General features: G+C 65.2%; 24 protein-coding genes. 10 read left to right on the top strand and 14 right to left on the bottom strand.

Features of this window, described 5'->3' with window-relative positions; genetic code table 11:
- Nucleotides 1-10: 10 nt before the first annotated feature.
- Nucleotides 11-349 carry a c-type cytochrome gene (locus tag AC56LW_RS06165; RefSeq protein WP_499632754.1) on the bottom strand — a complete coding sequence of 113 codons (339 nt, stop codon included), beginning with the start codon at nt 347-349 and terminating at the stop codon, nt 11-13.
- 8 nt (nt 350-357) lie between these two features.
- Entirely contained in the window at nt 358-708 is a 351-nt protein-coding gene (locus AC56LW_RS06170; protein WP_332532242.1) for a c-type cytochrome, read from the bottom strand.
- Between the two features lie 177 nt (nt 709-885).
- On the opposite strand from AC56LW_RS06170, the gene AC56LW_RS06175 reads away from it, so the two are divergent.
- The 4 genes from AC56LW_RS06175 (at nt 886) to AC56LW_RS06190 (ending at nt 5,317) form a co-directional block, all read left to right on the top strand.
- The gene (locus AC56LW_RS06175) at nt 886-1,743 is read left to right on the top strand and encodes an AAA family ATPase (RefSeq protein WP_499632758.1); all 858 of its coding nucleotides are present in this window, start codon (nt 886-888) and stop codon (nt 1,741-1,743) included.
- A gap of 25 nt (nt 1,744-1,768) precedes the next feature.
- Entirely contained in the window at nt 1,769-2,938 is a 1,170-nt protein-coding gene (locus AC56LW_RS06180) for a vWA domain-containing protein (RefSeq protein WP_499632761.1), read from the top strand.
- Nucleotides 2,939-3,009: 71 nt separating this feature from the next.
- Complete coding sequence (locus AC56LW_RS06185; RefSeq protein ID WP_499632764.1) at nt 3,010-4,200, top strand: cation:proton antiporter; 1,191 nt, start codon at nt 3,010-3,012, stop codon at nt 4,198-4,200.
- Nucleotides 4,190-5,317: a YbdK family carboxylate-amine ligase gene (locus AC56LW_RS06190; protein WP_499632767.1), complete on the top strand. Its 1,128-nt coding sequence runs from the start codon at nt 4,190-4,192 to the stop codon at nt 5,315-5,317. The genes AC56LW_RS06185 and AC56LW_RS06190 overlap by 11 nt, the downstream gene beginning before the upstream one ends.
- Nucleotides 5,318-5,327: 10 nt before the next feature.
- Here AC56LW_RS06190 and AC56LW_RS06195 read toward each other — a convergent pair whose 3' ends face one another.
- Together AC56LW_RS06195 and AC56LW_RS06200 are read right to left on the bottom strand one after the other, a co-directional pair.
- Nucleotides 5,328-5,672 carry an antibiotic biosynthesis monooxygenase family protein gene (locus AC56LW_RS06195; protein WP_499632770.1) on the bottom strand — a complete coding sequence of 115 codons (345 nt, stop codon included), beginning with the start codon at nt 5,670-5,672 and terminating at the stop codon, nt 5,328-5,330.
- Nucleotides 5,669-5,995 carry an NIPSNAP family protein gene (locus tag AC56LW_RS06200; RefSeq protein ID WP_499632773.1) on the bottom strand — a complete coding sequence of 109 codons (327 nt, stop codon included), beginning with the start codon at nt 5,993-5,995 and terminating at the stop codon, nt 5,669-5,671. Before AC56LW_RS06200 ends, AC56LW_RS06195 begins: the two co-directional genes overlap by 4 nt.
- Nucleotides 5,996-6,067: 72 nt before the next feature.
- On the opposite strand from AC56LW_RS06200, the gene AC56LW_RS06205 reads away from it, so the two are divergent.
- Nucleotides 6,068-6,799, top strand: coding sequence for an ArsR/SmtB family transcription factor (locus AC56LW_RS06205; protein WP_499632776.1), 732 nt, complete (start codon nt 6,068-6,070; stop codon nt 6,797-6,799).
- On the opposite strand, the gene AC56LW_RS06210 is transcribed toward AC56LW_RS06205, so the two are convergent.
- The 3 genes from AC56LW_RS06210 to AC56LW_RS06220 form a co-directional block, all read right to left on the bottom strand.
- Nucleotides 6,753-7,100 carry a hypothetical protein gene (locus AC56LW_RS06210; protein WP_499632779.1) on the bottom strand — a complete coding sequence of 116 codons (348 nt, stop codon included), beginning with the start codon at nt 7,098-7,100 and terminating at the stop codon, nt 6,753-6,755. The genes AC56LW_RS06205 and AC56LW_RS06210 overlap by 47 nt on opposite strands.
- A gap of 94 nt (nt 7,101-7,194) precedes the next feature.
- Nucleotides 7,195-8,205, bottom strand: a complete 1,011-nt coding sequence (locus AC56LW_RS06215; RefSeq protein WP_332532234.1) for a gamma-glutamyl-gamma-aminobutyrate hydrolase family protein — start codon at nt 8,203-8,205, stop codon at nt 7,195-7,197.
- 65 nt (nt 8,206-8,270) lie between these two features.
- Nucleotides 8,271-9,095 (bottom strand): response regulator, encoded by an 825-nt coding sequence (locus AC56LW_RS06220; RefSeq protein ID WP_499632782.1) that lies wholly within the window; start codon nt 9,093-9,095, stop codon nt 8,271-8,273.
- A gap of 173 nt (nt 9,096-9,268) precedes the next feature.
- Here AC56LW_RS06220 and AC56LW_RS06225 point away from each other — a divergent pair, with 173 nt between their 5' ends.
- Nucleotides 9,269-11,263 carry a DNA topoisomerase IV subunit B gene (locus tag AC56LW_RS06225; RefSeq protein ID WP_332532232.1) on the top strand — a complete coding sequence of 665 codons (1,995 nt, stop codon included), beginning with the start codon at nt 9,269-9,271 and terminating at the stop codon, nt 11,261-11,263.
- A gap of 45 nt (nt 11,264-11,308) precedes the next feature.
- Nucleotides 11,309-13,648 (top strand): DNA topoisomerase IV subunit A, encoded by a 2,340-nt coding sequence (gene parC / locus AC56LW_RS06230; protein WP_499632786.1) that lies wholly within the window; start codon nt 11,309-11,311, stop codon nt 13,646-13,648.
- 390 nt (nt 13,649-14,038) lie between these two features.
- Here the strand turns inward: parC and AC56LW_RS06235 are convergent, their stop codons facing one another.
- Both AC56LW_RS06235 and AC56LW_RS06240 read right to left on the bottom strand, forming a co-directional pair.
- Nucleotides 14,039-14,533 carry a hypothetical protein gene (locus AC56LW_RS06235; protein ID WP_499632787.1) on the bottom strand — a complete coding sequence of 165 codons (495 nt, stop codon included), beginning with the start codon at nt 14,531-14,533 and terminating at the stop codon, nt 14,039-14,041.
- 144 nt (nt 14,534-14,677) lie between these two features.
- Entirely contained in the window at nt 14,678-16,090 is a 1,413-nt protein-coding gene (locus AC56LW_RS06240) for an IgA Peptidase M64 (protein ID WP_499632789.1), read from the bottom strand.
- Nucleotides 16,091-16,242: 152 nt separating this feature from the next.
- On the opposite strand from AC56LW_RS06240, the gene AC56LW_RS06245 reads away from it, so the two are divergent.
- Complete coding sequence (locus AC56LW_RS06245; RefSeq protein ID WP_499632791.1) at nt 16,243-17,274, top strand: alpha/beta fold hydrolase; 1,032 nt, start codon at nt 16,243-16,245, stop codon at nt 17,272-17,274.
- Nucleotides 17,275-17,278: 4 nt separating this feature from the next.
- Here the strand turns inward: AC56LW_RS06245 and AC56LW_RS06250 are convergent, their stop codons facing one another.
- Both AC56LW_RS06250 and AC56LW_RS06255 read right to left on the bottom strand, forming a co-directional pair.
- Entirely contained in the window at nt 17,279-18,529 is a 1,251-nt protein-coding gene (locus tag AC56LW_RS06250; protein ID WP_332532227.1) for a cyanophycinase, read from the bottom strand.
- 67 nt (nt 18,530-18,596) lie between these two features.
- Nucleotides 18,597-19,034 carry a GNAT family N-acetyltransferase gene (locus tag AC56LW_RS06255; RefSeq protein ID WP_499632793.1) on the bottom strand — a complete coding sequence of 146 codons (438 nt, stop codon included), beginning with the start codon at nt 19,032-19,034 and terminating at the stop codon, nt 18,597-18,599.
- A gap of 188 nt (nt 19,035-19,222) precedes the next feature.
- On the opposite strand from AC56LW_RS06255, the gene argH reads away from it, so the two are divergent.
- Complete coding sequence (gene argH, locus AC56LW_RS06260) at nt 19,223-20,620, top strand: argininosuccinate lyase (protein ID WP_499581394.1); 1,398 nt, start codon at nt 19,223-19,225, stop codon at nt 20,618-20,620.
- Nucleotides 20,621-20,696: 76 nt separating this feature from the next.
- Entirely contained in the window at nt 20,697-21,362 is a 666-nt protein-coding gene (locus AC56LW_RS06265; protein ID WP_332532225.1) for an HAD-IA family hydrolase, read from the top strand.
- A 125-nt stretch (nt 21,363-21,487) separates the two neighbouring features.
- Here the strand turns inward: AC56LW_RS06265 and paaZ are convergent, their stop codons facing one another.
- From paaZ to pcaF, 3 genes are read right to left on the bottom strand one after another with little or no spacing between them, the layout of a single operon-like run.
- A complete protein-coding gene (paaZ, locus tag AC56LW_RS06270) occupies nt 21,488-23,560 on the bottom strand; it encodes a phenylacetic acid degradation bifunctional protein PaaZ (RefSeq protein WP_499632795.1) in 2,073 nt (690 codons plus the stop codon).
- Between the two features lie 16 nt (nt 23,561-23,576).
- Complete coding sequence (locus tag AC56LW_RS06275; RefSeq protein WP_332532223.1) at nt 23,577-24,176, bottom strand: phenylacetic acid degradation protein PaaY; 600 nt, start codon at nt 24,174-24,176, stop codon at nt 23,577-23,579.
- 4 nt (nt 24,177-24,180) lie between these two features.
- Entirely contained in the window at nt 24,181-25,383 is a 1,203-nt protein-coding gene (gene pcaF, locus AC56LW_RS06280; protein WP_499632797.1) for a 3-oxoadipyl-CoA thiolase, read from the bottom strand.
- Between the last annotated feature and the right edge of the window lie 4 nt (nt 25,384-25,387).

Genomic DNA, 25,387 nt, shown 5'->3' on the forward strand with positions numbered 1-25,387 from the left:
GGCGCCGGGCTTATTTTTTGGTCACCAGCTGGCCCGGCAGACTGCCCAGGTACGCGCCGAGATCGGCCATGTCGCGGTTCGACAGCGGCTGCACCAGCGCCGCCATGATCGGGTTCACGCGCCCGTTCGGGCCGGCCCCGCGCTTGTAGGCGCGCAGCGCCGTCGTCAGGTAGTCGGGGTGCTGGCCGGCCAGTTTGGGGTAGCTCGGGTCGATCGGCTTGTTGAAGTCGGCGCCGTGGCACGAGGCGCAGTTGTGCGTCTTGGCCAGCGCCGCGCCGCGCGCGACGTCTGCGGCCGATGCGCTCGCGCCCAGCGCGCCCAGGACCAGTGAAAGGACAATCCGTTGCATGGCGTGGTTCATCGCGAGGCCACCGTCTGTTGGGAGTAATAGGCCGCCACGTCGGCGATGTCCTGGTCGCTCAGCGACTTGGCGATATTGACCATCGAAGGATGCTTGCGGTCGCCCTTGCGGTAGGCCTTGAGGGCTGCTTCGAGATACTTTGCCGACTGGCCGCCGATCATCGGCACCCGGTAGACTTCGGGGAAGGCCGTCTTGTAGCCGCCCTGGATGCCGTGACAGCCGATGCACATCTCGATCTTGGCGACGGCCGCCTTGGGGTTGCCGACGACTTCTGCGGCCGTGGCGACGGCGCTGCCGGCGGTACAGGCGCATGCTGCCAGTACCAATGGTGCCAAACTTGTTTTCATGGGCGTCTCGTTAGTTGTAATTCGAAAACCGCAACCGCATAAAAAGTTAGCAAAGGTCTACCAACGGGCCGATTCTATCTGAAGACTTGTCACCAGTCTACAAACCGGACGGCGGCGGCGCGCCCGGGGTTATGGCGTATACTTCCTGCCACCGACCGACTCGACAAAGCACCCGCCATGCATGCTGCTCCCCGCTTCGAAGGCAGCGACAAGTACGTCGCCACCGCCGACCTGAAACTGGCCGTCAACGCGGCCCTGACACTGGGCCGCCCGCTCCTGATCAAAGGCGAGCCGGGCACCGGCAAGACCATGCTGGCCGAAGAAGTCGCGGCCAGCCTGAACATGCCGCTGCTGCAGTGGCACGTCAAATCGACCACCAAGGCCCAGCAGGGCCTGTACGAATACGACGCCGTCTCGCGCCTGCGCGACTCGCAGCTGGGCGACGAGCGCGTGCGCGACATCCAGAACTACATCGTCAAGGGCGTGCTGTGGCAAGCCTTCACGGCGCCCGAACCCGTCGTGCTCCTGATCGACGAAGTCGACAAGGCCGACATCGAATTCCCGAACGACCTGCTGCGCGAACTCGATCGCATGGAGTTCTATGTGTATGAGACGCGCGAGATGGTCGTGGCCACCCACCGCCCGCTCGTGATCATCACGTCCAACAACGAGAAGGAACTGCCGGACGCCTTCCTGCGCCGCTGCTTCTTCCACTACATTCAATTCCCGGACCGCGAGACGATGGCCGACATCGTCGGCGTGCACTTCCCAAACCTGCGCCAGGACTTGCTGACCGCGGCGCTGCAAAGCTTCTATGCCATGCGCGATGTCCCCGGCATCAAGAAGAAGCCATCGACGTCGGAATTTCTCGACTGGCTCAAATTGCTGCTGGCCGAGGACGTGCCGGCCGAAGCCCTACGCGCCAGCGCCGAAGGCAAGGTGGGCATCCCGCCGCTGCACGGCGCCCTGCTCAAGAACGAGCAGGACGTGGGCCTGTTCGAGCGCCTGATGTTCATGGCGCGGAACAACCGGTGATGGTGGCGCCAGCCCCCTCGATGCGATGCTGATCGATTTTTTCCGCGCCCTGCGCGAGGCCCGCATCCCGGTCTCGATCCGCGAATTTCTGACGCTGCTCGACGCGCTGCAACGCGGCGTGATCGCCCCGTCGCTCGACGACTTCTACTACCTCGCGCGGCTGACGCTGGTGAAGGATGAAGCCCACTTCGACAAGTTCGATCGCGTCTTCGGCGCCTGGTTCCGGGGCGTGGATGCGGTATTCGACGCGAAGGCCGAGATTCCACTCGACTGGCTGATCAAGCGCTTCGAGCGCGAACTCACGCCCGAGCAAAAGGCGCAGCTCGAAAAATTCGGCTACGACAAATTGCAGCAGCGCCTGCAGGAACTGCTGAAAGAGCAGAAGGAACGCCACGCCGGCGGCAGCAAATGGATCGGCACCGGCGGCACGTCGCCGTTCGGGCACGGCGGCACCAACCCCGAAGGCATCCGCATCGGTGGCGAAAGCCGGAATCGCACCGCTGTGAAAGTGTGGGACCAGCGCACCTACCGCGACTACGACGGCGAGCGCGAACTGGGCACGCGCAACCTGAAGGTGGCGCTGCGCCGCCTGCGCCGCTTCGCGCGCCAGGGCGCGGCCGATGAACTGGCGCTGGACGACACGATTCGCGCCACCGCCAGCAACGCCGGCTGGCTCGACATCCGCATGCGGCCCGAGCGCAAGAACCGGATCAAGGTCGTGATGCTGTTCGACGTCGGCGGCTCGATGGACGACCATATCGAACGCACCGAAGAACTGTTCTCGGCCGCCAGCAGCGAATTCAAGAACATGGAGTTCTACTACTTCCACAACTGCGTCTACGACTACCTGTGGAAGAACAACGCACGCCGCCACAGCGAGCGCTTCGCCACCTGGGACGTGCTGCGTAAATACCCGGCCGATACGCGCGTGCTGTTCGTCGGCGATGCGACCATGAGTCCCTACGAAGTCATGGCGCCGGGCGGCTCGGTCGAATACAACAACGACGAAGCTGGCGCGGTCTGGCTGGCGCGCTTCATGACGGCGTTTCCGAAGTGCGCCTGGCTCAATCCGGAGCCCGAGCACCTGTGGCAGTACCGGCAATCGATCGCGCTGATCCGCCAGGTGATGAGCAACCGGATGTTCCCGATCACGCTGGAGGGCCTGGAACGGGCCATGCGCCTGTTGAGCAAGTAGTGTTAGCACGAACACGGACGCGAGGCGCCGGGCGCACTAGAATCGCGCAACGATAAGAAGAAGGAGACCGCATGCCTGACCTGTTGTCCGTATTGACGAGCCTTGCCTGGCCCCTGGCGATTGCGCTGGCGTGGCTGGCCGGTGAATTTGGCCAGCGCTGGACCGGCCTGCCCCGCATCAGCTTCTACGGCCTGGTTGGCTTCGCGCTGGGCAGCGCGCAGATCGGCGTGCTGCCTGCGGCCGATCTGGGCCCGGTCGCGCTGCTGGCCAATATCGCCTTCGGCCTGGTCCTGTTCGAACTGGGCAACCGCATCAATCTGCGCTGGCTGGTCAACAATCCGTGGATCGGCGTGGCCGGCCTGGTCGAGTCCAGCCTGACGTTCGTACTCGTCTACCTCGTCGCCATCGCGTTTGGCGCGGCCCAGATCACGGCGCTGCTGATGGCGGCACTCTCGATGGCCACCTCCCCCGCCACCGTCGTGCGGGTCATCAATGAACAGAAAAGCTCGGGCCAGATGACCGAGCGCGTGCTGCACCTGTCGGCCCAGAACTGCGTGCTGGCCGTGTTCGCGTTCAACGCCATCATCGGCGTCTGGCTGTTCCACACGCAGGACGCCGTCAGCGAGGCACTGTGGCAAAGCCTGGTCATGCTCGCCGCGTCGATCGTGGCCGGCGCCGTGTTCGGCCTGCTGGTGCCGGCGCTGCTGCGCGCGATCGGCAATGCGCAGCAGGACACGACCGTCGCATTCGCTCTCGCCGTGATCCTGCTGGTGTCGATGTGCGATGTCGGCGGCCTGTCGCCGGTCGTGGCGGCGCTGGCCTTCGGCCTGACCGTGCGCTCGCGCCGCGTGACCTTTACCCAGACCCAGCGCAATTTCGGCGCACTGGGCGAAGTGCTCACCGTGCTGCTGTTCGTGTACGCCGCCTCGACCCTCGACTGGCGCCTGGTGGCGGCCGGCGGCGTGATGGCGGTGGTCGTCGTGCTGGTGCGGCTGCTGGCCAAGACCGCCGGCGTGGCTGCGTTCTCGCACCTGTCGGGCGTCACCTGGCGCAAGGGCGCCCTCACGGGTTTGGGCCTGGCGCCGCTGGCCGTGTTCGTGATCCTGATGCTCGAACATGCGCGCTATGCCGGCCTCAAAGTAGTCGACGACCTGCACGCGATGGCCGCCGTGGCGATGCTGCTCGAAGTGTTCGGCCCGATCATCATCCAGCGCGCCCTGATCTGGGCGCACGAAGCACCGGAGTCCCATCATGCCGCTTGACGCGTTCACTCCGTCCACGCCGCTCACCTTCGGGGTCGAGCTCGAACTGCAACTGGTCAACCTGTCGGACTTCAACCTGACCGCCGCCAGCCCCGACCTGATGCATCTGCTGGAGCGCAAGCCGTTCCCGGGCAACGTCACGCCCGAGATCACCGAGAGCATGATCGAAATTAATTCGAGCGTGCACACGGCGTATGGTCCCTTGCTGGCCGAGCTGACCGAGATCCGAGACACGCTCGTCGCGGCCAGCGACACGCTCAATATCGGCATCGCCGGCGGTGGCACGCACCCGTTCCAGCACTGGTCGGATCAGCGGATTTCAGCCAAGCCGCGCTACGAATACCTGTCGCAGCTGTACGGCTACCTGGCCAAGCAGTTCACGGTATTCGGCCAGCACGTGCACATCGGCTGCGCCAATGGCGACGATGCGATGTACCTGTTGCACGCCCTGAACCGCTACCTGCCGCACTTCATCGCGCTGTCGGCGTCGTCGCCGTTCGTGCAGGGCCACGACAGCCTGTTCGAATCGGCACGCCTGAATTCCGTGTTTGCGTTTCCGATGAGTGGACGTGCGCCCTTCACGCTCAGCTGGCAGGAGTTCACTGACGTGTACTTCGCCAAGATGGAACGCACGAACATCATCAAGAGCATGAAGGATTTCTACTGGGACCTGCGGCCCAAGCCCGAATTCGGCACGATCGAACTGCGCGTCTGCGACACGCCGCTGACGGTGGAGCGCGCCGCGGCGCTGGCCGCCTACCTGCAGGCACTATGCCGCCATCTGCTTGAGAAAAAAGATGAAGCCCCGGTCGAAGACGACTACCTCGTCTACAACTACAACCGCTTCCAGGCCTGCCGCTTCGGTCTGGATGGCAGCATCACGCACCCGAAAACCTACGACAGCATCGTGATCCGCGACGATATCCTGGCCACGCTCGAACGGATGCTGCCGCATGCCGAAGCGCTGGGCAGCGTCGAAGCACTGCAGCACCTGGCGGCGGCCGCGCGCGGCGGCAGCGATGCAGCAATCCTGCGCCGGCACGCCGAGCGCGAAGGCTCGGTCGAAGGGATGGTCAATGCAGCGATCGGGCACTTCCGCGGCGACCGCGTGGCGTGAGCTGCGCCAGTCAGCCGTGCACTTCCCGGCTATCTGACGGCGCCTGTTCCCGCTGCTGCATCCCGTAATCGCGCACCACGTGCGCCACGCGCAAACGGTAGTCGCGAAACATCCCGTCACGACCGGCCGCCTGCGCCGCCTGGTGCGCTTCCAGCGTGCGCCAGCGCTGCACGGCGTCTTCATCGCGCCAGAACGACAGCGACAGCAGGCGGCCAGGCTGCGTGAGCGATTCGAACCGTTCCACCGAGAGGAAACCGTCGATCGCCTCGAGCGCGGCGCGCAGCGCCTGCGCCGTGGCGAGGTATTCGCCCTGGCGCAGCGGGTCGGGTTCGACTTCGAAGATGACCGCGATCATGCACGGCTCCCGAGCGTACCCTCCACCGCTTCGGTGAACGTACGCGTTTCACGCACGATGAAACGCCCCTCGCGCGCCAGCGCGAAATTGGCGCGCGCCTCATCATCCGTCTTCAAGCGTGTGCGGTACGCTTCGTAGTCGGCCAGACTGGCAAAGCCCACCAGCCCCCACGCCTCGTCGTTGGTCCCCTCGTGGGGAAGGAAGTAGCCGATCAGCGCGCCACCGAGCCGGGGAATGATGCGGCCCCAGTTGGCGGCGTATTCACGAAACTGCTCGCGCTGAAACGGATCGATGCGGTAGCGGATGAAACAGGTAATGGTCATGGTGACTCCTGGGTTCGGGAGTGGTCACTGTAGTCCCGGTCCCTGGCCGGATGCTTCGGTTAAGATCGAAGCATGAGAGACGGTCCCAATATCACTACCATCGCCGCACTGATCGGCGACCAGGCGCGCGCGCAGGCCCTGACCTTGCTGATGGCCGGGCGGGCGCTCACCGCCACCGAACTGGCCGATGCGGCAGGCGTCACGCGCCAGACGATCAGCACTCATCTGGCCAAGCTGGTCGATGCCGGGCTGCTGGCCGTACAAGCGCAGGGGCGGCACCGGTATTTCAGCATCGCCGATGCCGACGTGGCGGCGCTGCTCGAAACGCTGATGGGCATGGCCTTCGGCGCCGGCACGCTGCCGCCGCACCTGAAGCTGGGCCCGTCCGCGCCAGCCCTGCGCAAGGCGCGCGTCTGCTATGACCACCTGGCCGGCGAGCTTGGTGTGGTGCTGCATGACCGGCTGGCTGCGCGAGGCGCGTTCGGCTTCGGCGCCAACGGCATGGTGCTCACGACTCCAGGCGCGTCACTGATCGGCCAGCTGGGCGTCGACATCCCTGCACTGGCGCGCTCGCGGCGGCCCGTGTGCCGCACCTGCCTGGACTGGAGCGAGCGGCGTCACCATCTGGCCGGCGCACTGGGCAGCGCCCTGCTCGACCGGTTCGAACAACTCGGCTGGACGCGCCGCGTGGCGGGTTCGCGCGTCATGGCCTTCGATACACAGGGCGAGGCCGCCCTGCGTGGCTGGCTCGATCAGGTCAGCCCGCCACCGGCACGCCCTTGCCCGCCCAGCCCGTCTTCATGAAGCGCGCCAGCAGCGGCTGTTTGGCAGGCGCTGCTGGCGGCAGCCTCGCGTCGACCACGTTCGCCCATTGGTCGGCCAGCTGCTCGCAGGTGGCGCGCAGCACCGGGTCGATCGTCGGCAGACGCGCCAGCGCGCACAGATGGCGCTCGATCACGGACGCCAGCTTGACGCACGGCGGCTCGCCGTCGCCCTTCGCGCTGTAATGCGACATCAGGTGCAGGAGCGAGGCGACCAGCAGCGTGTCCTGGTTGCGCGGCTCGCCCTCTGTGGATGGCATGGTGGGTGTGGGGGAAATCGTCATGCGAAGCGCTCCATGGACCAGAACAAGACAATGAGATGAGAATGATTCTCATTCATTATTCCCGTGTCACACGGCGAAAGCAAGCGATTTCGTGCTACAGGCGCGTCTCGCGCGCAGCACGCAGGAATTCATCCAGCACCGGCGTGCAATCGAGCAGGTCGACGCCGCCCGCGCGGTGGAATTCGGGGTGCCATTGCAAGCCCATGACGAAGTTGGCGCGCTGGTAGCGGATCGCCTCGATGATGCCGTCCGGTTCGGACATGGCTTCGATGCGAACATCGCGCCCCAGGTCCTTGACGGCCTGGTGGTGAATCGAGTTGACCATCGCCTGCTGGATGTTGGGGAACATGCGGCCGAGCGATGAGCCCTTGGGAAACACGATCGCATGGCGATGGGCGTCGTACAGGTCATGCACATGCGCCAGCGCGTCGGGACGGTCGGTGGCGACGTCCTGGTGCAGCGTGCCGCCAAAGGCCACGTTGATCAGCTGGCAGCCACGGCACACGCCCAGCACCGGTTTGCCGGCGTCGACGAATTCGTGCAGCAGTTCGAGCTCGTACACGTCGCGTGCGCGGTCGCCGCTCCATTCGGGACGCGTGGGCGTTTCGGAATAGGTTTGCGGGGCGACGTCAGCCCCGCCCTGCAGCACCAGGCCATCCAGATGACGCGCATAGTGGCGCAGCGTGATGTTGCTGGGGTGGAGCAAGCCGTTGGTATTGACCGTCGGGATCATGAACACCAGCACGTCGCGCGACATGACCCACTGGGCGATGGATTCCTCGAGATACTGCAGGTTCTTGCTCAGCAGCCCCTTGGCGCCCGCCTCGGGATGAAAGATGCGGGCCGAGACACCGATGTGCAGCGTGCGCTGCATGATGTCGCGACTGAAGCGTTCACGCAGCGAGCGAAAGCGCGAGGTGATGACCCGGCCGGCCAGGGCCACCGGGTTGTCGCCATCGCGCAGGTAGCGGGCCGGCCCGCGTGCGTGCTGGCCGCCGCTGGCGCGCCGGTCGGGCACGCGCACGCGCGTCTCGCGACGTTCATCGATATCCGCCTCTGGCGAGGGGTCGTCTGGATTGCGCTTGATGGGGTCGTCTTCGGTCATGTCAATAATATAACTTCGGCAATGCTGCGCACGATTCAAAGTTGTTACAAAAGGTCGCCATGCGCTCAGACCGGCACATCGAGCAGCTTCTGGAAGGTCAGCATCAGGTGGCGCCCCGCCACGGGCGTCTCGAGCAGGCCGCGCGCGCCGGCCAGCCGGGCGCGGGCGCTGTCGTACTGAAACGATGGCGCGACCATGAACACCACGGGCGTGCGCCCCGCGCCGGCCTGCGCCTTGATCGATGAGCACAGCGCATACGGTTCGATGCCCGGGGCGGCCGTGTTGATCAGGACCAGCGCCACCGGCGTCTCGTCGCACAGGCGCACGGCGGCGGCCCGGCTGTCGGTCCATTCGACGCCGATCCGGCGCGGCTCGAGCACCTGCGCCACCCGGTTGCGCAGGTTGCACGCCTGATCGACGATCAATACCGGGCCATCGACGGGGCCACGGCGCAGTCGCGTGTAGAATGCGGGCGTTTCGAGATCCGGCCCCAGGCGCGGACGGCGGCGGCGTTCGGCCAGCACGCGGCGCGCACGGGCACCCTGCTGGGCCAGCGCATGCACGCGCGTGTCGAGCAGTTCGGCCAGCCGCCCGTGCAGCGTCCGTTGGTCAAGCGGGTGGGTCAGGGTTGGCCAACAAGTGGCGTCACTGTCGCCGATGACCAGTGCCGGTTGCAGCGCATCGGGAGGCTGGCACGCCAGTTGTGCCAGCGCAAACGGGTTGTCGCCATTCGCAATCAGCAGGTCCGGCTCTTGCAAACTGTCGGCATGCAGGCAAGAATACGACGGCCCGGCGCCCGGCGCGTCTTCGAGCAGCGCCGCCAGCCGGGCGGTTTCAACCGGATCAAAGCCGATCGGACGCACGGTGAACAGACAATGGGATCGCTGCATCAAGCCCCACCCTTCTTGCATCGATTATGTATTTACAGCGTAATCTAGCACAAAGGTGCAAGGCGAAAAGCACGACATAAGCGCAAAATACTGTATATTTATACAGTTAAAAAGCATTTCCTTTTCCGCTCGACAAGATAGAATGCCAACGCATTCTACAAATACTCTTCAAGATGGCCTCCAAGAAACCCGCTCCAGACTACAGCGAATCATCCATCCGCGTCCTCAAGGGACTCGAACCTGTGAAACAGCGTCCGGGCATGTACACCCGCACGGAAAATCCGCTTCACATCATCCAGGAAGTGATCGACAACGCCTCCGATGAGGCGCTGGGTGGCTATTGCAAGAACATCAGCGTCACGATGAACCCGGACGGCTCGATCACGGTCGAAGATGACGGCCGCGGCATCCCGGTCGGCATCCACCCCGAAGAAGGTGTGTCCACGGTCGAGATCGTGTTCACGCGCCTGCACGCCGGCGGCAAATTCGACAAGGGCTCGGGCGGCGCGTATGCGTTCTCGGGCGGCCTGCACGGCGTCGGCGTGTCGGTTACCAATGCGCTGTCCAAGCGCCTCGAGATCGAGGTCTGGCGCAAGGACGATCAAGGCAACGGCCAGCACAAACTGGTGTTCGCTGCCGGCGACGTGATCGAACCCCTCACCTCCGCACCGTTCGAGCGCGGCGGCAAGAAGAACGGCACGCGCGTCACGGCCTGGCCGGATGGCAAGTACTTCGATTCGCCGACCATCCCGATGGGTGACCTGCAACGCCTGCTGCGCTCGAAAGCCGTGCTGCTGCCGGGCGTGACAGTCACGCTCACGAACGCCAAGGGCGAAGTGCAGACCTGGCGCTACGACGAGGGCCTGCGCGGCTACCTGACCGAGGCGCTGGCGCAAAGCTCCACCGGCGAAACCCTGATCCCGCTGTTCGAAGGCGCGCAGTACGCGGCCGCCGGCGACGACAGTTTTGCCGAAGGCGAAGGCGCGGCCTGGGTCGTGGCCTGGACCGAAGAAGGCGGCGTGGTGCGTGAATCCTACGTCAACCTGATCCCCACCGTCAGCGGCGGCACGCACGAAGCGGGCCTGCGCGACGGCCTGTATGGCGCCGTCAAGAACTTCGTCGAGCTGCATGGCCTGCTGCCGAAAGGCGTCAAGCTGCTGCCCGAGGACGTGTTCGCGCGCGTCTCGTTCGTGCTGTCGGCCAAGGTACTGGACCCGCAGTTCCAGGGCCAGACGAAAGAACGCCTGAATTCGCGCGACGCGCTCAAGCTGGTCTCGACCTTCACCAAGCCGCCGCTCGAACTGTGGCTGAACCAGCACGTCGAATACGGCAAGAAGCTGGCCGAACTCGTGATCCGCCAGGCGCAATCGCGCCTGCGCTCGCTGCAGAAAGTCGAAAAGAAAAAATCGTCGGGCGTGGCCGTGTTGCCGGGCAAACTGACCGATTGCGAATCGAACGACATCACGCGCAACGAGCTGTTCCTGGTCGAGGGCGACTCGGCCGGCGGCTCGGCCAAGATGGGCCGCGACAAGGAATTCCAGGCCATCCTGCCGCTGCGCGGCAAGGTGCTCAACTCGTGGGAAACCGACCGCGACCGCCTGTTCGCCAACAATGAAATCCACGATATCTCGGTGGCGATCGGCGTTGATCCGCACAGCGCGGGCGACTCGCCCGACCTGACCGGTCTGCGCTACGGCAAGATCTGCATCCTGTCCGACGCCGACGTCGACGGCTCGCACATCCAGGTACTGCTGCTCACTTTGTTCTTCAAACATTTTCCGGCGCTGTTCGCGAACGGGAACATCTGCATCGCGCGCCCGCCGCTGTTCCGCGTCGACGTGCCGGCGCGCGGCAAGAAGCCGATCCAGAAGCTGTATGCGCTCGATTCCGGCGAGCTGCTGGCGATCGAAGACAAGCTGAAAAAAGAAGGCCTGAAGGAAGGCGTGTGGAGCATCTCGCGCTTCAAGGGCCTGGGCGAGATGAACGCCGAGCAGCTGTGGGAAACGACGATGAACCCGGACACGCGCCGCCTGCTGCCCGTGTTTTTGGGCGAGTACGACCACGCCGAATCGTCGGCACGCTTCAATATGCTGATGGGCAAAGGCGAAGCCGCCGCGCGCCGCGCCTGGATCGAAGAACACGGAAACGAGACCGAGGCCGATATCTAATATGCCGCACCGGCCATCCGCCCCGCGCGCAACAGAACAGACACCATGACGAACCAACCAAGTCTCTTTGAACAGCAACACGAGCCGTCCGACGTCGAGACGCTCACCCTCTCCACTTTCGCCGAGCGCGCCTACCTCGACTACGCCGTTTCGGTGGTCAAGGGCCGCGCGCTGCCGGACGTGTCGGACGGCCAGAAGCCGGTCCAGCGCCGCATCCTGTATGCGATGAATGAACTGGGCCTGGGCCCGACCGCCAAGCCGCGCAAGTCGGCGGCCGTGGTCGGCGACGTGCTCGGCAAACTGCACCCGCACGGCGACCAGTCGGTGTACGACGCGCTGGTGCGCATGGCGCAGGACTTCTCGCTGCGCTACCCGCTGATCGATGGCCAGGGCAACTTCGGCTCACGCGATGGCGACGGCGCCGCCGCGATGCGTTACACCGAAGCGCGACTGACGCCGATCGCCCGCATCCTGATGGATGAAATCGACATGGGCACGGTCGACTCGCAGCCCAACTACGACGGCTCGACCACCGAGCCGCGCACACTGCCGGCGCGCCTGCCGATGGTGCTGCTTAACGGCGCCTCGGGCATCGCGGTCGGCCTGGCCACCGAGATCCCGTCGCACAATCTGCGCGAAGTGGCTGCCGCCGCTGTCGCCATGATCCGCAATCCGAAGATGTCGCACGCCGAGCTGATGACCATCGTGCCCGGCCCCGACTTCCCGGGCGGCGGCCAGATCATCACGCCGGCCACCAGCATCGCCGACATGTACGCGGTGGGCCGCGGTTCGATGAAGGTGCGTGCGCGCTGGAAGATCGAAGAACTGGCGCGCGGCCAGTGGCAGGCGATCGTCTACGAACTGCCGCCGGGCTGCTCGTCGCAGCGCGTGCTCGAAGAAATCGAAGAACTGACCAACCCGAAGGTCAAGGCCGGCAAGAAGGCGCTGCTGCCCGAGCAGCTCGCGCTGAAGAACACGGTATTGGGCGCGCTCGACACGGTGCGCGACGAATCGGGCCGCGAAGCCGCGGTGCGCCTGGTGTTCGAGCCGAAGTCGAAGAACCAGGACCAGAACGAATTCATGCTGATGCTGCTCGCGCACACGTCGCTCGAGTCGTCCAGCCCGATCAATATGGTGATGATCGGCGGCGACGGCCGTCCGCGTCAAAAAGGCCTGGGCACGATCATCCAGGAGTGGATCGACTATCGCTTCACGACGATCCGCCGCCGCACCGATTTCAAGCTGGCCAAGGTCAACGACCGCATCCACATCCTGGAAGGCCGCGAGACGGTCCTGCTGAACATCGACAAGGTCATCGCCATCATCCGCAACTCGGACGAACCGAAGGCCGCGCTGATCGAGGAATTCCGCCTGAGCGAACGCCAGGCCGAAGACATCCTCGAGATCCGCCTGCGCCAGCTGGCGCGCCTGGAAGCGATCAAGATCCAGCAAGAGCTGGCCGACCTGCGCAGCGAGAAGGAAAAGCTGCAGGACATCCTCGAGAACCCGTCGTCGATGAAGCGCCTGATCATCCGCGAAATCGAAGCCGACGCCAAGCAGTTCGGCGACGAGCGCCGCACCGTGATCGAAGAAGCGCAGCGCGCGGTGGCCGAGCAGAAGGTCGTCGACGAACCGGTGACCGTCATCGTGTCCGAAAAAGGCTGGGTACGTGCCCGCACCGGCATCGGCCATGACCCGGCGCAGTTCGCGTTCAAGGCCGGCGACTCGCTGTACAAGGCGTTCGAATGCCGCACCGTCGACCATCTGCTGGGCATTGGCGACAACGGCAAGGTGTACTCGGTGCCGGTCGCTGCGCTGCCTGGTTCGCGCGGCGACGGCGTGCCGATCACGACGCTGGTCGATCTGTCGGGTGGTATCCGCATCCTGCATTATTTCGCTGGTAATCCCGAGACGCGCCTGCTGCTGTCGACGTCGGACGCCTTTGGCTTCATCACCAAGGCGGGCGACATGGTCAGCCGTCTGAAGGGCGGCAAGTCATTCATCACGCTGAACGACGGCGCCACGCCGCTGCCGCCAAGGGTGGTGACCGACAGCTGCGGCGCGATCGCCTGCCTGTCCGAAAAGGGCCGCGTGCTGGTGTTCGGCATCGACGAGATGAAGGTGCTGACCAATGGCGGCCGTGGCGTGACGCTGATGGAACTCGAGCCGAAAGAAACCATGCTGGCGGCGCAGCCGATCAATCAGAAGGGCCTGAACGTGATTGGCACCTGGGCCGGCGACAAGGCGCGCACGGTAGAGCTGTTCGCCTCCGGCCTGGAGCCGCACTTCGGCAAGCGCTCGCGCAAGGGCAAGGCCTTGTCGGCACGCATGAAGGCGCATGATCTGGGTATGCGGGCAGCCGAAACCGACGCTGTGAAAACGTAACGCGCCCACAATCCCGTTCAGCAACACAGCCGGGGTCAGGTCTGACATTCGGACACGACCTCAGCTATGCCATTTTTCCAGCCGGGGTCAGGTCTGACATTTGGACACGACCTCTGCAGCTGGGGTCAGGTCTGACATTCGGACACGACCTCAGCTTAGCCATTCTCAACGGTGTCCTGCCCAGTATTAGCATGGTCCACCTCCAGCAAGCTCCAGCTAGCTGACTGTTGAGGTCGTGTCCGAATGTCAGACCTGACCCCGGCTCTTCTGTCTGGTCCGGCTACCCAACTGTCGAGATCGTGTCCGAATGTCAGACCTGACCCCGGCTTTTCCGGTACCCAGACAAAAAAAATGCCGGCTGAGCCGGCATTTTTCACTGGAGCTGTTTGCTTAGTTCTTTGCAGCAGCCTTGTGCACGTCAGCCTGGGCTTCGGCGCGGACCTGTTCGGTCTTGGCAGCAGCAGTTGCCTTGTCGGCAGCAGCATCGACCTGTGCTTTCAGCACTTTCTCGTCAGCCTTGATCATCTTCTTCTCGGCCTTCAGGTTGGCGTCAGCCACTTTGCCTTCGGCCTTGGCCATTGCCTTGGCGCGGTCTTCAGGATCGGCCTTGGCGACGTTCGCAGCAGCGTCGGTGTGGGTCTTGACCAGCTTGGCGTGTGCGTCGCCCTTGGCTTCGGTGGCCTTGGTCACGGTCTTGTTCAGCTTCTGATCAGCCTTGACGGCGGCCTTGATTTCTTTTTGTTCGGCCTTGATGACGTCTTTCTCGGCGCTGGCTTCCGCCTTCACGATGCGGTTGTCAGCAGCAGTGGTGGCTGGTGCAGTGGTCTGGGCGTGAGCAGCGGTAACCATCAGGCCGGCGATAAGGGTTGCGATCAGTTTGTTCATGATGAGTTTCCTTTTGGTGGTCGCTGTACAGAGCGGGTTGCCCGTGCAGTCGTTGTTGTTTTTCAGTGATTCCAGAATACGGCTTCACCACCGTCCGGTCTGTTAGCCAGCACACGCAGAAATTGTCAGAGTTGTAAGCAAAGATTACTGATGAACAGAGCCTGCGTACAAGTCGATGATGTCAGTGACGCCGTCGCGGCATACCGGGCAGAACGCATCGCTGCGGTCAAACATCAGGCACTGCATCGCGGGCCGGTAGTAACCGCTGGCCTCGTAGTTGGCGCCCTCGAAGGCGCCGATCGCATGCCGGTGCGGCTGCCGGTCGAACAGCGCATTGGTCTGCTTGAGGTCTTCATGGAACAAGGCGCTCATTTCAGACTCCGGCCGGTTGGCCTCGCGCAGCGCGGCGCGCTTCTTCTGGTAGGCGCGCGATGCGGCTTCGTACTCGGCCTTCGGCCATGGCGTCGGCAGCGGCGTGCCGGCCGTCACATGGCGCTGCCATTTGAGCTTGGCCGGGTCACGCAGCGCGGTGACGTTCGGCTCCCACGGCTCCATCCGTCCGGTCGCTGCGGCGTAGGCCACGGGCGATGTGTAGTACTCGTCGGCCAGGCCCGCGAAATGGTGGCCGAATTCGTGCACGAACAGGTAGTCGGCCCAGTCGTTGCTGGCTGCAGCGGTGCTGAACTGGCCGAAGATCCCGCCGCCGCCGTAGGTCTCGTTGTTGACAAGGATTTCGATGAATTCGTACGGCGCATGCTGGGCGATATCGCGCAGCGCCCGGTTGTCGAGTGTGAGCACATAGCGCTCGCTGCCAAAAATGTCGTAGCGGGTGCCCAGCGCCGATGGATGGTGAACGCCGGTCGATGGCCTGCTGATGCCCGATTGCCCGGTCGGCACGGCCATCGCCCAGACATTGAAGTCCTTCGCGCGCTCCTTGAACGGCGACACCGAAAACAGGTGCGCCGACAGGCGCCGCGCATCCTGCTCGAACTTCGTCATTTCTGCCTGCGTGTAGCCATCACCGAGGATCAGCAGGTCGACCTTGTCGGGTGATGGGCCGCTGACCCGGATCGGAATCGGCTTCGCCGCTGGCGGCGGCTGGCGCTTGACCACGTCGGGCGCGTCCGGATCGACGTCGATGCTCCAGGCGACCGAAAACTGGTTGCGCTCGTCGCGCTTCAGGATGCGCACGCGCACCGGCTGCGCAAACTGGGGAAAACGCACCGACTCGCTGAAACTGCGGCTGATACGCCCTGCTTCCTCGGTCGTGCGCCACTCGCCGAACACGGTGGAGAAACCACGCGAGTACAGCACGTCGCCCGTTTTAGGATCGACCACTTCGACCCGGTTCTGGCCGCGGTTGGTGTCGTCCAGATTGCGCGCGGCGCTGCCTGGCCAGGGCAGCGGCTCGATGACGACGCGTTCGATCGCGTAGCCGTCGGCCAGCGCATTGCCGCTGTGCGCGTAGTCCAGGCGGACCGTGGCCGGCTGCGCGGCATGGGCGAGTGAAGCGAATGCGCCAAGCAGCAGCGCAGCAAAAGAGTGAAACAGGCGCATTGCGAATCCCTGACAAGTAGATCGCACTATTCTAAGCCTGCGGTGAGCTGTGGCGACGTCGTCACCTGTCAGATGTGCCAGGCCAGGCCGATTGACCCGGCCGGACAGCCACGCCACAATCAGCCTGGTCACCTTGTCTATCCGGAGTTCCGATGTTCCGCCTGCGCGCCTGCCTTGTCATTCCGCTGTTGAGTGCCTGCCTGTCCCATGCCGCCCCGGCCTGCAAGCCCGGCCAGCCAGTGGACGAAAGCGGCTTCGTGGAGATCGGCGGCATCGCGCAGTGGGTCACCGTCAGCGGCGACAACTGCGCCAATCCGGTGCTGCTGTACGTGCATGGCGGCCCTGGCAATCCGACCTCGGTGTTTGGCGCCGGCCCGTATGCCTCGTGGCGCAAGCACATCACGCTGGCGCAGTGGGATCAGCGCGGCAGCGGCATGACCTGGGGCCGTCACCGCCCCGGCGAAGACGTCCCCTTGCGCATCGAACAGCTGCGCGACGATGGCCTCGACGTGGCGCGCTACCTGACGCAGCGTTTCGGCAGAGACAAGGTGATCCTGCTGGGCAGCTCGTGGGGCTCGATGATCGGCGCCCACATGGCCAGGGAGAAGCCAGGGCTGTTCTGCGCCTATGTCGGTGTGGCCCAGCTGGTGGGTTACCGGGACAATGCCACGTCATGGAGCACGGTCATTGCCCGCGCCAGGGCAGCGAACGACACTGCCACCGTCACGCAACTGGAGGCGCTCGGCCCGCCGCCCTGGACCAATCCGCGCAACTTCGGCATCGTGCGGCGCGCCGTGCGCAAGTACGAGGCGCCCAACATCGATCCGACGCCGCCATCGTGGTTCGAAGTGCTGCCTTTGTATGCCTCGCCGCAGGCGAAGGCCGACTACACCGAGGGCGAGGATTATTCGTTCCTGAAGTTCGTCGGCTGGAAAGGCGATGGCATGGCGTCCACGATGGACCTGTACCGCCTGGGCACGCGCTACGAACTGCCGGTCTATCTGGTGCAGGGCAAGGAAGACCTGCTGACCGAGCCGAAGGTCACGCTCCGCTTCTTCGAGGCCATCACCGCGCCCGACAAGGCACTGATCGAGGTGCCGCGCGCCGGCCACGATCCGAACGGCCCGCTGATCGACGCACAGCGCCAGGTGCTGGCCGAGCGGCTGCAGTGGCGCTGCGACTGAGCGATCACCGGTACTGATACAGCGGCCGTTGCACCACGATCGGCCGGATATCGAGCCGCACGTTATAGACCGAATAGGCTTCGCTGTACGCCGACTGGTAGCCGACCGTCTCGTTAACGCGGCCGAGCTTGAACTCGAAGCCCAGGTCGGGCCGGTCGGCATTCGGGCTGTCGAGCGACAGCCCGATCGCATCCGGCTGGTCACTGTCGACCAGCTTGGACATCAGGTCGACCACCGTGCCGTTGCCAAGAATATCGGCCGAGAACAGCGGCCCGCGCCAGTACGGCTTGTTGGCATCGAGCTTGCCGCGCACTTTCTCGGGCGCCGGCGTGAACACCTTGCTGTCCAGGTTGAAGCGGTCGCCGTTATCGAGATAGCTCAGGCGGCCATTGCTGAGGTTGAAAGTGCCGTCGCGCGTGGCGGCGTTGCTCAGGTCAACCAGCAGCGCGCCGCGATAGCCAAGCACCTCGACGTCGCGCTTCGGGCCCACGACCATCGCCGTGTTCTCGTCGATGCCAAGGCCGATGTTGTAGCCCTTGGCCAGCATCGCCGGCAGCATGCGCGCAAAGCGCCCGCGCACCAGGAGGTGCTGGTCGATGAAGACGTCGTCGCCGATGAAGCCCAGGCCGCGCGTGATCTGGCGGCCATCGGCCACGCCGTGCTGGAGCGTGCCCAGCACCGAGCGCGGATGGCCGAACATCGTGGCGCTCATGATGGCAGCGCCGGCGCTCGAGCCGGCGATGACACCGCCGCGCCGGTACATGTCCCACAGCGCATCGAGCAGTTGCGTGTTGCTGCCGTCGGGCCGGCGCAGGGCGTTCGTGATGCGCGCCTGGTCGCCGCCCGAGAAATAGGCGCCGCCGGCCGAACGCACTGCCTCGACCAGCGCCGGATCTTCGGCTGCGGCGCGCACGTCAGAACCGTCGAGGTGTTCGGCAACAGGGACGAAGAAGGCACTGGCGCCGTGCTGGTTCAGGCGTTCGATGAGATAGTTGCCGGCCCGTTCGGGGCTGGCCGAGGCCGAAGCGAACACCGCGATGCGGGCATTCTTGCCGCCGGCAAGCTGCACGATGCGCGTCCAGACGGCATCGTTGTCATCGCGCAGCGCGCCACCGATGATGACGAGCGAGCCCTTGGGCTGCATTGACGATGGCGATGGCGTGGACGGCAACTCAGCGGCGTGGCTACTGATGCTGGTGACGACGCCCAGTGCGAGCGTGGCATGGACAACAACACGGACGACAGATTGGAACATGCGGCTTCCCCCGATAAGTCATCAGCGTAAGCCTGATTCCAGTTTCACGTCGCCGTGTTGAGTGCGCTCAGGATAAGTAGATGTTGGGAAAGTAACGCTCCATCAATGTCTCTGGATGCAACGGTGGCGTGAACCCGAAACGCTCGTACAGGCTGTGGCAATCCGACGTGGCCAGCGTGAAGCGGCGCAGTTGCTGCAGGCTGGGATGCCGCATCACCACACCGATCAATTGTTTTCCATAACCACAGCCACGCGATTCCGGCACCACGAACACATCCACCAGGTTGGCGAAGGTAGAAAAATCGGTGATCACGCGCGCGAACGCGATCTGACGCCCATCGAGGTAGCCGCCAAAACACAACGAGTTCTCAATGGCGCGCTCGACGACGGGCCGCGAAATGCCCACGGCCCAGGTGGACTGCTCGCTGAGGAAGCGGTAGATCATTGGAATGTCGAGACGGGTCTGGTCGGTGCTGACCTCGAAGCTGGAATCGTTCGTCATCATGGCCTGGACAAGGTGACAAAAAGTCATTCTAGCGCCGATTGGTACCAACGCAAGCGGCGATGTGGCGTGCCGCACCGGATTTCGCCAGGCCCCCGTCTGCAAGCCTGCCTGCGAGCCCGGCCAGCCATGCCGCATGGCACACAGGCAGCGCAGTTTATAATCAAGGGATCCCCAACCGGAATCCCACCATGACCGAACAATTCTCCAAAAAAGCCGAAGCCTGGTCTGCCCGCTTCTCCGAACCTGTATCGGATCTCGTCAAGCGCTACACCGCATCGGTCTTCTTCGACAAACGCCTGGCCCCGCACGATATCGAAGGCTCGCTCGCGCACGCCGAGATGCTGGCCGCGCAAGGCATCATCAGCGAGCACGACCGTGCTGAAATCGAACGCGGCATGACGCAGATCCGGGCCGAGATCGACGCCGGCAGCTTCGAATGGCTGCTCGACCTCGAGGACGTGCACCTGAACATCGAAAAACGCCTGACCGAACTGGTGGGCGACGCCGGCAAGCGCCTGCACACGGGCCGCTCGCGCAACGATCAGGTCGCGACCGACATTCGCCTGTACGTGCGCGCCGCGATCGACGACATCGTCACGCTGCTCGCCAGCCTGCGCGGCGCCCTGACCGACCTGGCCGAACGCCACGCCGACACGATCATGCCGGGCTTCACGCACCTGCAGGTGGCCCAACCGATCACCTTTGGCCACCACATGCTGGCCTACGTCGAAATGTTCGGCCGCGACGCCGAGCGCATGCTCGACGCGCGCCGCCGCGTGAACCGCCTGCCGCTGGGCGCCGCCGCACTGGCCGGCACCACATTCCCGATCGACCGCCTGCGCGTGGCCAAGACGCTCGGCTTTGACGACGTGTGCCACAACTCCCTCGATGCAGTGTCAGACCGCGACTTCGCCATCGAGTTCACGGCCGCCGCATCGATTCTGATGATGCACATCTCGCGCATGTCCGAAGAACTCGTCATGTGGATCAGCCCGCGCATCGGCTTCATCGACATCGCCGACCGCTTCTGCACCGGCTCGTCGATCATGCCGCAAAAGAAAAACCCGGACGTGCCGGAGCTCGCCCGTGGCAAGACCGGCCGCGTGTACGGTCACCTGATTGGCCTCCTGACCCTGATGAAAGGCCAGCCGCTGGCCTACAACAAGGACAACCAGGAAGACAAGGAGCCGCTGTTCGACACGATCGACACCGTGATGGACACGCTGCGCATCTTCACCGACATGGCCTCGGGTATCACGGTCAAGGCCGACAACATGCGTTCGGCAGCGCTGCAGGGCTATGCCACGGCAACTGACCTGGCCGACTACCTGGTCAAGCGCGGCCTGCCGTTCCGCGACGCCCACGAAGCGGTGGCGCATGCCGTGCGCGCCTGCGACGTGGCCGGTTGCGACCTGTCCGAGATGTCGCTCGAGACGCTGCAGACGTTCTCGCCGCTGATCGAAGAGGACGTGTTCGCGGTGCTCACGCTTGAAGGTTCGGTGGCCGCGCGCGACCACGTGGGCGGCACCGCGCCGAACCAGGTGCGTATCGCCATCGAGCGCGTGCGCAAGCAGCTGGCCGAGTAATTTCACATCCCTGGAGCGGGCCGGCGCTGATCCAGCGCCGGCCCGCTTTTCCATGCCTTTTTAGATTGATGACGCCATGACCGCATTGCCCGCACGCGACTACGCCGCCTTCCTGTTCGACATGGACGGCACCATCCTGACATCCATCATCGCCGCCGAGCGCGTCTGGGCCGACTGGGCCCGCAGCCACGGACTGGACGTCGACGTGTTCCTGCCGACGATCCACGGCAAGCGCAGCGTCGACACCGTGCGCGGCCTGGGCCTGCCCGATATCGACGCCGAAGAAGAAGCGCACCGCATCACGCTGGCCGAGATCGAGGACGTTGACGGCATTGAAGCCATTGCCGGCGTGGCTGCTTTCCTGGCCACGCTGCCAGCGGAGCGCTGGGCGATCGTGACGTCGGCGCCACGCGCGCTGGCGCAGGCGCGCATTGCTGCAGCCGGCCTGCCGCTGCCGCCGGTGCTGGTCGCAGCCGAAGACGTCAAGCACGGCAAGCCGGCGCCGGACCCGTTCCTGCTCGGCGCCGAAAAGCTGGGCATGCGCCCGGAAGAATGCCTCGTGTTTGAAGACACGCTGGCCGGCCTGCAATCGGCCGCCGCTGCCGGCATGGACAGTGTGATGGTCACCGCGACGCACAAGCATCCGGTCGAGACCGACGTGACGGGCGTGCCGGATTACGACGATTTGCGGGCGATCCGCACGGGTGAAGGCTTGCTGCGTCTGCAGCGCACGCGCTCGTAATTTCGTTCAAGCCGTTCGACGCATGTTGAACGCGTGGATGGGAGACCCATCCACCCTACGTATGCATCGATGGTAGGGTGGACGGGTTCCCCGTCCACGCGTTCAAACCGTTCATCACGCACCACTCAATGCCGCGGCGATTCGTCCACTGCGCGCTTCTGCACCAGCGTCAGAATGTCATAACTGGCCACCAGCTCATCGCGCTGGTTGGTCACCTGCACGTCCCACGCCACCACGCCCTGCCCCCGGCCCTGTTCGTCCGTCCGGTTGCGATCGACCTTGCGCTTGCACGTCAGGCGCGCGCGGATCGTGTCGCCGATCGCCACCGGTGCCACGAAGCGCAGGTTGTCCAGGCCATAATTGGCCAGCACCGGCCCGGGCGCCGGCGAGACAAACAGGCCCGCCGCCGCCGACAGCACGAAGTAACCGTGCGCGATGCGCTGCCCGAACTGCGTGTCCTTGGCCGCGATGGCGTCGAAGTGCATGTAGAAGTAGTCACCCGAAACACCGCCGAAATTGACGATGTCCGCTTCGCTGACCGTACGCCGGTGCGTCAGCAGCGAGTGACCAACTTCCAGGTCCTCGAAATGCCGGCGGAACGGATGCAGGTCGCTCTCCTTGACCGCGCCGCCGCGCACGTATTCGCCCGTGACGGCGCCGAGCATCGTGGGCGAGCCCTGTACCGCCGCGCGCTGGAGAAAGTGCTTCACGGCGCGGATGCCGCCCAGTTCTTCGCCACCACCGGCGCGCCCCGGCCCGCCGTGTTTCAGTTGCGGCAGCGGCGAGCCGTGGCCCGTGCTGTCCACGGCCGCTTCGCGGTCCAGGATCAGCACGCGGCCATGTGACGCCGCCACGATCGGCACCGCGTACGCAGCCAGCGCGGGGTCCCTGGTCGCGAACGTGGTCACCAGGCTGCCCTTGCCGCGCGCCGCCAGTTCGAGCGCTTCGTCGATGTCGGTGTAGGTCATCAAGGTGCTGACCGGGCCGAAGGCTTCCACGTCGTGCACGGCATCGTTGTCCATCGCATTGCGGCATAACAGCAGCGTGGGCGAGAAGAACGCGCCGCTGGCGACGTTCTCGCCGACCGGCTTGAACCCGTCGCCTGCACCGAACAGCACCTCATTGCCGCGCGCGAGCAGTTCGACCCGTGCGCTCACGTCGCGGTGCTGGTCCATCGACGCCAGTGCGCCCATGCGCACGCCCTCGACTTTCGGGTCGCCCACCGTGATCTTCGCCAGCCGCTCGCGCAGCCGCTCGCCGACCGCATCGACCAGCGCTTCAGGCACGATCACGCGCCGGATCGCCGTGCACTTCTGGCCCGCCTTGCCGGTCATCTCGCGCGCGACTTCCTTGATGAACAGGTCGAACTCGGGATCGGACGGCAGCACATCGGGCGCCAGCACCGCGCAATTGAGCGAGTCGGCTTCGGCGGTGAACGGCACCGAGGCGCGAATCAGGTTCCCGTTCGCGCGCAGCATCGCGGCCGTGTCGGCCGACCCGGTGAACGTGACGGCGTCAAAGCCACCGAGGCGATCGAGCAGATCGCCCGTGCTGCCGATCACGAGCTGCAGCGCGCCATCGGGCAGCAGGTTCGAGTCCACCATCATCTTGACCACTGCGTGGGTCAGATAGCTGGTGGCGGTGGCCGGCTTGGCGATGCAGGGCATCGCGGCCAGAAAACTCGGTGCGAACTTCTCGAGCAGGCCCCAGATCGGGAAGTTGAAGGCGTTGATGTGCACTGCCACGCCGCCCCGCGGCACCAGGATGTGGGTGCCGGCAAAGCCGCCCCGCTTGCCCAGCGCGATGGCCGGGCCTTCGTGCAGCACGTTCGACGACGGCAGCTCGCGCGAGCCCATGCTGGCGTACGCAAACAGCGTGCCGATGCCGCCTTCGACGTCGACCCAGCTGTCCTGGCGCGTCGCGCCGGTCAGGTGCGAGATTGCATACAGTTCTTCCTTGCGCTCCATCAGGTACAGCGCGAGCGCCTTCAGCGCGGCCGCGCGTTCCTGGAACGTCTGGCGCATCAGCGTCTTGACGCCCGTCTTGCGCGCGAAGGTCAGCGCTTCGTCGAAGTCGATCTTCTCGGCGTGCGTGTGATAGATCAGGGTGCTGTCGAGCGCGCTGTGCAGCGGCGTGTGCGACGCGGCGCCGTGCCAGCGGCCGGCGATCAGGCTTTGCAGTGTCGGGATGTGGCCCATAAGGTCTCCAGTAGGTTCAGGACTTCGGCGTGTGCAGCGCGCTCGTGTCGAAAGCGATGCGGCCCCGGTCCGGCGCCACAGCGGTGTCGGCATCGACTTCGCGCATCGTCTGCAGCGAGCGCACGGCCAGCTCGTGGTACTGGCGCGTGCCGAAACTCTTCCACGCGACGTCGTCGTCGCTCAAGGCGCGCACCACCTTGGCCGGCGTGCCCATGACCATCGAGCGCGGCGGGATCACCATCCCCGCTTTCACGAAGCTCATCGCGGCGACGATCGATTCCGCGCCGACGACCGCCTTGTCCATCACCACCGCGTTCATGCCGACCATCGCATTGCGCCCCACGCGGCAGCCGTGCAGCACGGCGCCGTGGCCGATGTGGCCATCGACCTCGACCACGGTGTCTTCCAGCGGGAAGCCGTGCATGACGCACGCATCCTGCAGGTTGGCGCCTTCTTCGAGGATCAGGCGCCCGAAGTCGCCGCGCAGGCTCGCGCACGGGCCGATATAGCAGCGCGGGCCGACGATCACGTCGCCGATCAGCACGGCAGAAGGATGCACGTAGGCGCTCGGATGCACGACGGGCCGCACGCCATCGATTTCGTAGACTTTGACCATCGTGCTAGACCCGCTCGACGATCAGGGCGATGCCCTGGCCGACGCCGATGCACATCGTGCACAGCGCGTAGCGTCCGCCCGTGCGGTGCAGCTGGTTCACTGCGGTCATGACGAGGCGCGCACCGGACGCGCCCAGCGGATGGCCCAGCGCGATCGCGCCGCCGTTCGGGTTCACGTGCGCCGCATCGTCCGGCAGGCCCAGGTCGCGCAGCACGGCCAGGCCCTGCGCGGCAAACGCTTCGTTCAATTCGATCACGTCCATCTGGTCCAGCCTCAAGCCCGTCTGCGCCAGCAGCTTCCTGACAGCCGGCGCCGGGCCGAAGCCCATGATGCGCGGCGCCAGGCCGACGGTGGCCATGCCGAGCACGCGGGCGCGTGGGGTCAAGCCGTGGCGCGCTGCAGCCTCGCCAGAGGCCAGCAGCAGCGCGCAGGCGCCGTCGTTCAGGCTCGATGCATTGCCGGCGGTGACCGAGCCGTCCGGGCTTACCACGCCCTTCAGCTTGGCCAGCGCCTCGAGGCTGGAATCGGCGCGCGGCTGTTCGTCGGTGTCGACGATGCGCGTTTCTTTCTTGCCCTGGAGCGTGACCGGCACGATCTCGTCCTTGAAGACGCCGGCGGCATGCGCCTGCGCCCAGCGTTGCTGGCTGCGCAGCGCGAACGCGTCCTGGTCGGCGCGGCTGACATTGAATTCGCGCGCCACGTTTTCGGCCGTTTCGGGCATCGAGTCGATGCCATACTGCGCCTTCATGCGCGGATTGACGAAGCGCCAGCCGAGCGTCGTGTCCTCGATTTTTGCGGCGCGCGAAAACGCGCTGTCGGCCTTGCCCATGACGAACGGCGCACGCGTCATGCTCTCGACGCCGCCCGCGATCACCAGGTGCGCTTCGCCCGCCTTGATCGCGCGCGCAGCGGTGCCGATGGCGTCCATGCCTGAGCCGCACAGGCGGTTGATCGTGTTGGCCGGCACGTCCTGCGGCAGTCCGGCCAGCAGCGCGGCCATGCGGCCGACGTTGCGGTTGTCTTCGCCCGCCTGGTTCGCGCAGCCGTAAAACAGGTCGTCGACCTGGGTCCAGTCCACGCCGGGATTGCGGGCCATCAGCGCGGCGATGGGCAGCGCGGCCAGGTCGTCGGCGCGCACGGTCGAGAGCAGCCCGCCATAGCGGCCGAAGGGTGTGCGGATGGCGTCGCAGATGAAAGCGTCAAGCATGCTG

The sequence above is a fragment of the Telluria sp. LT2P80 genome, from assembly GCF_059685955.1.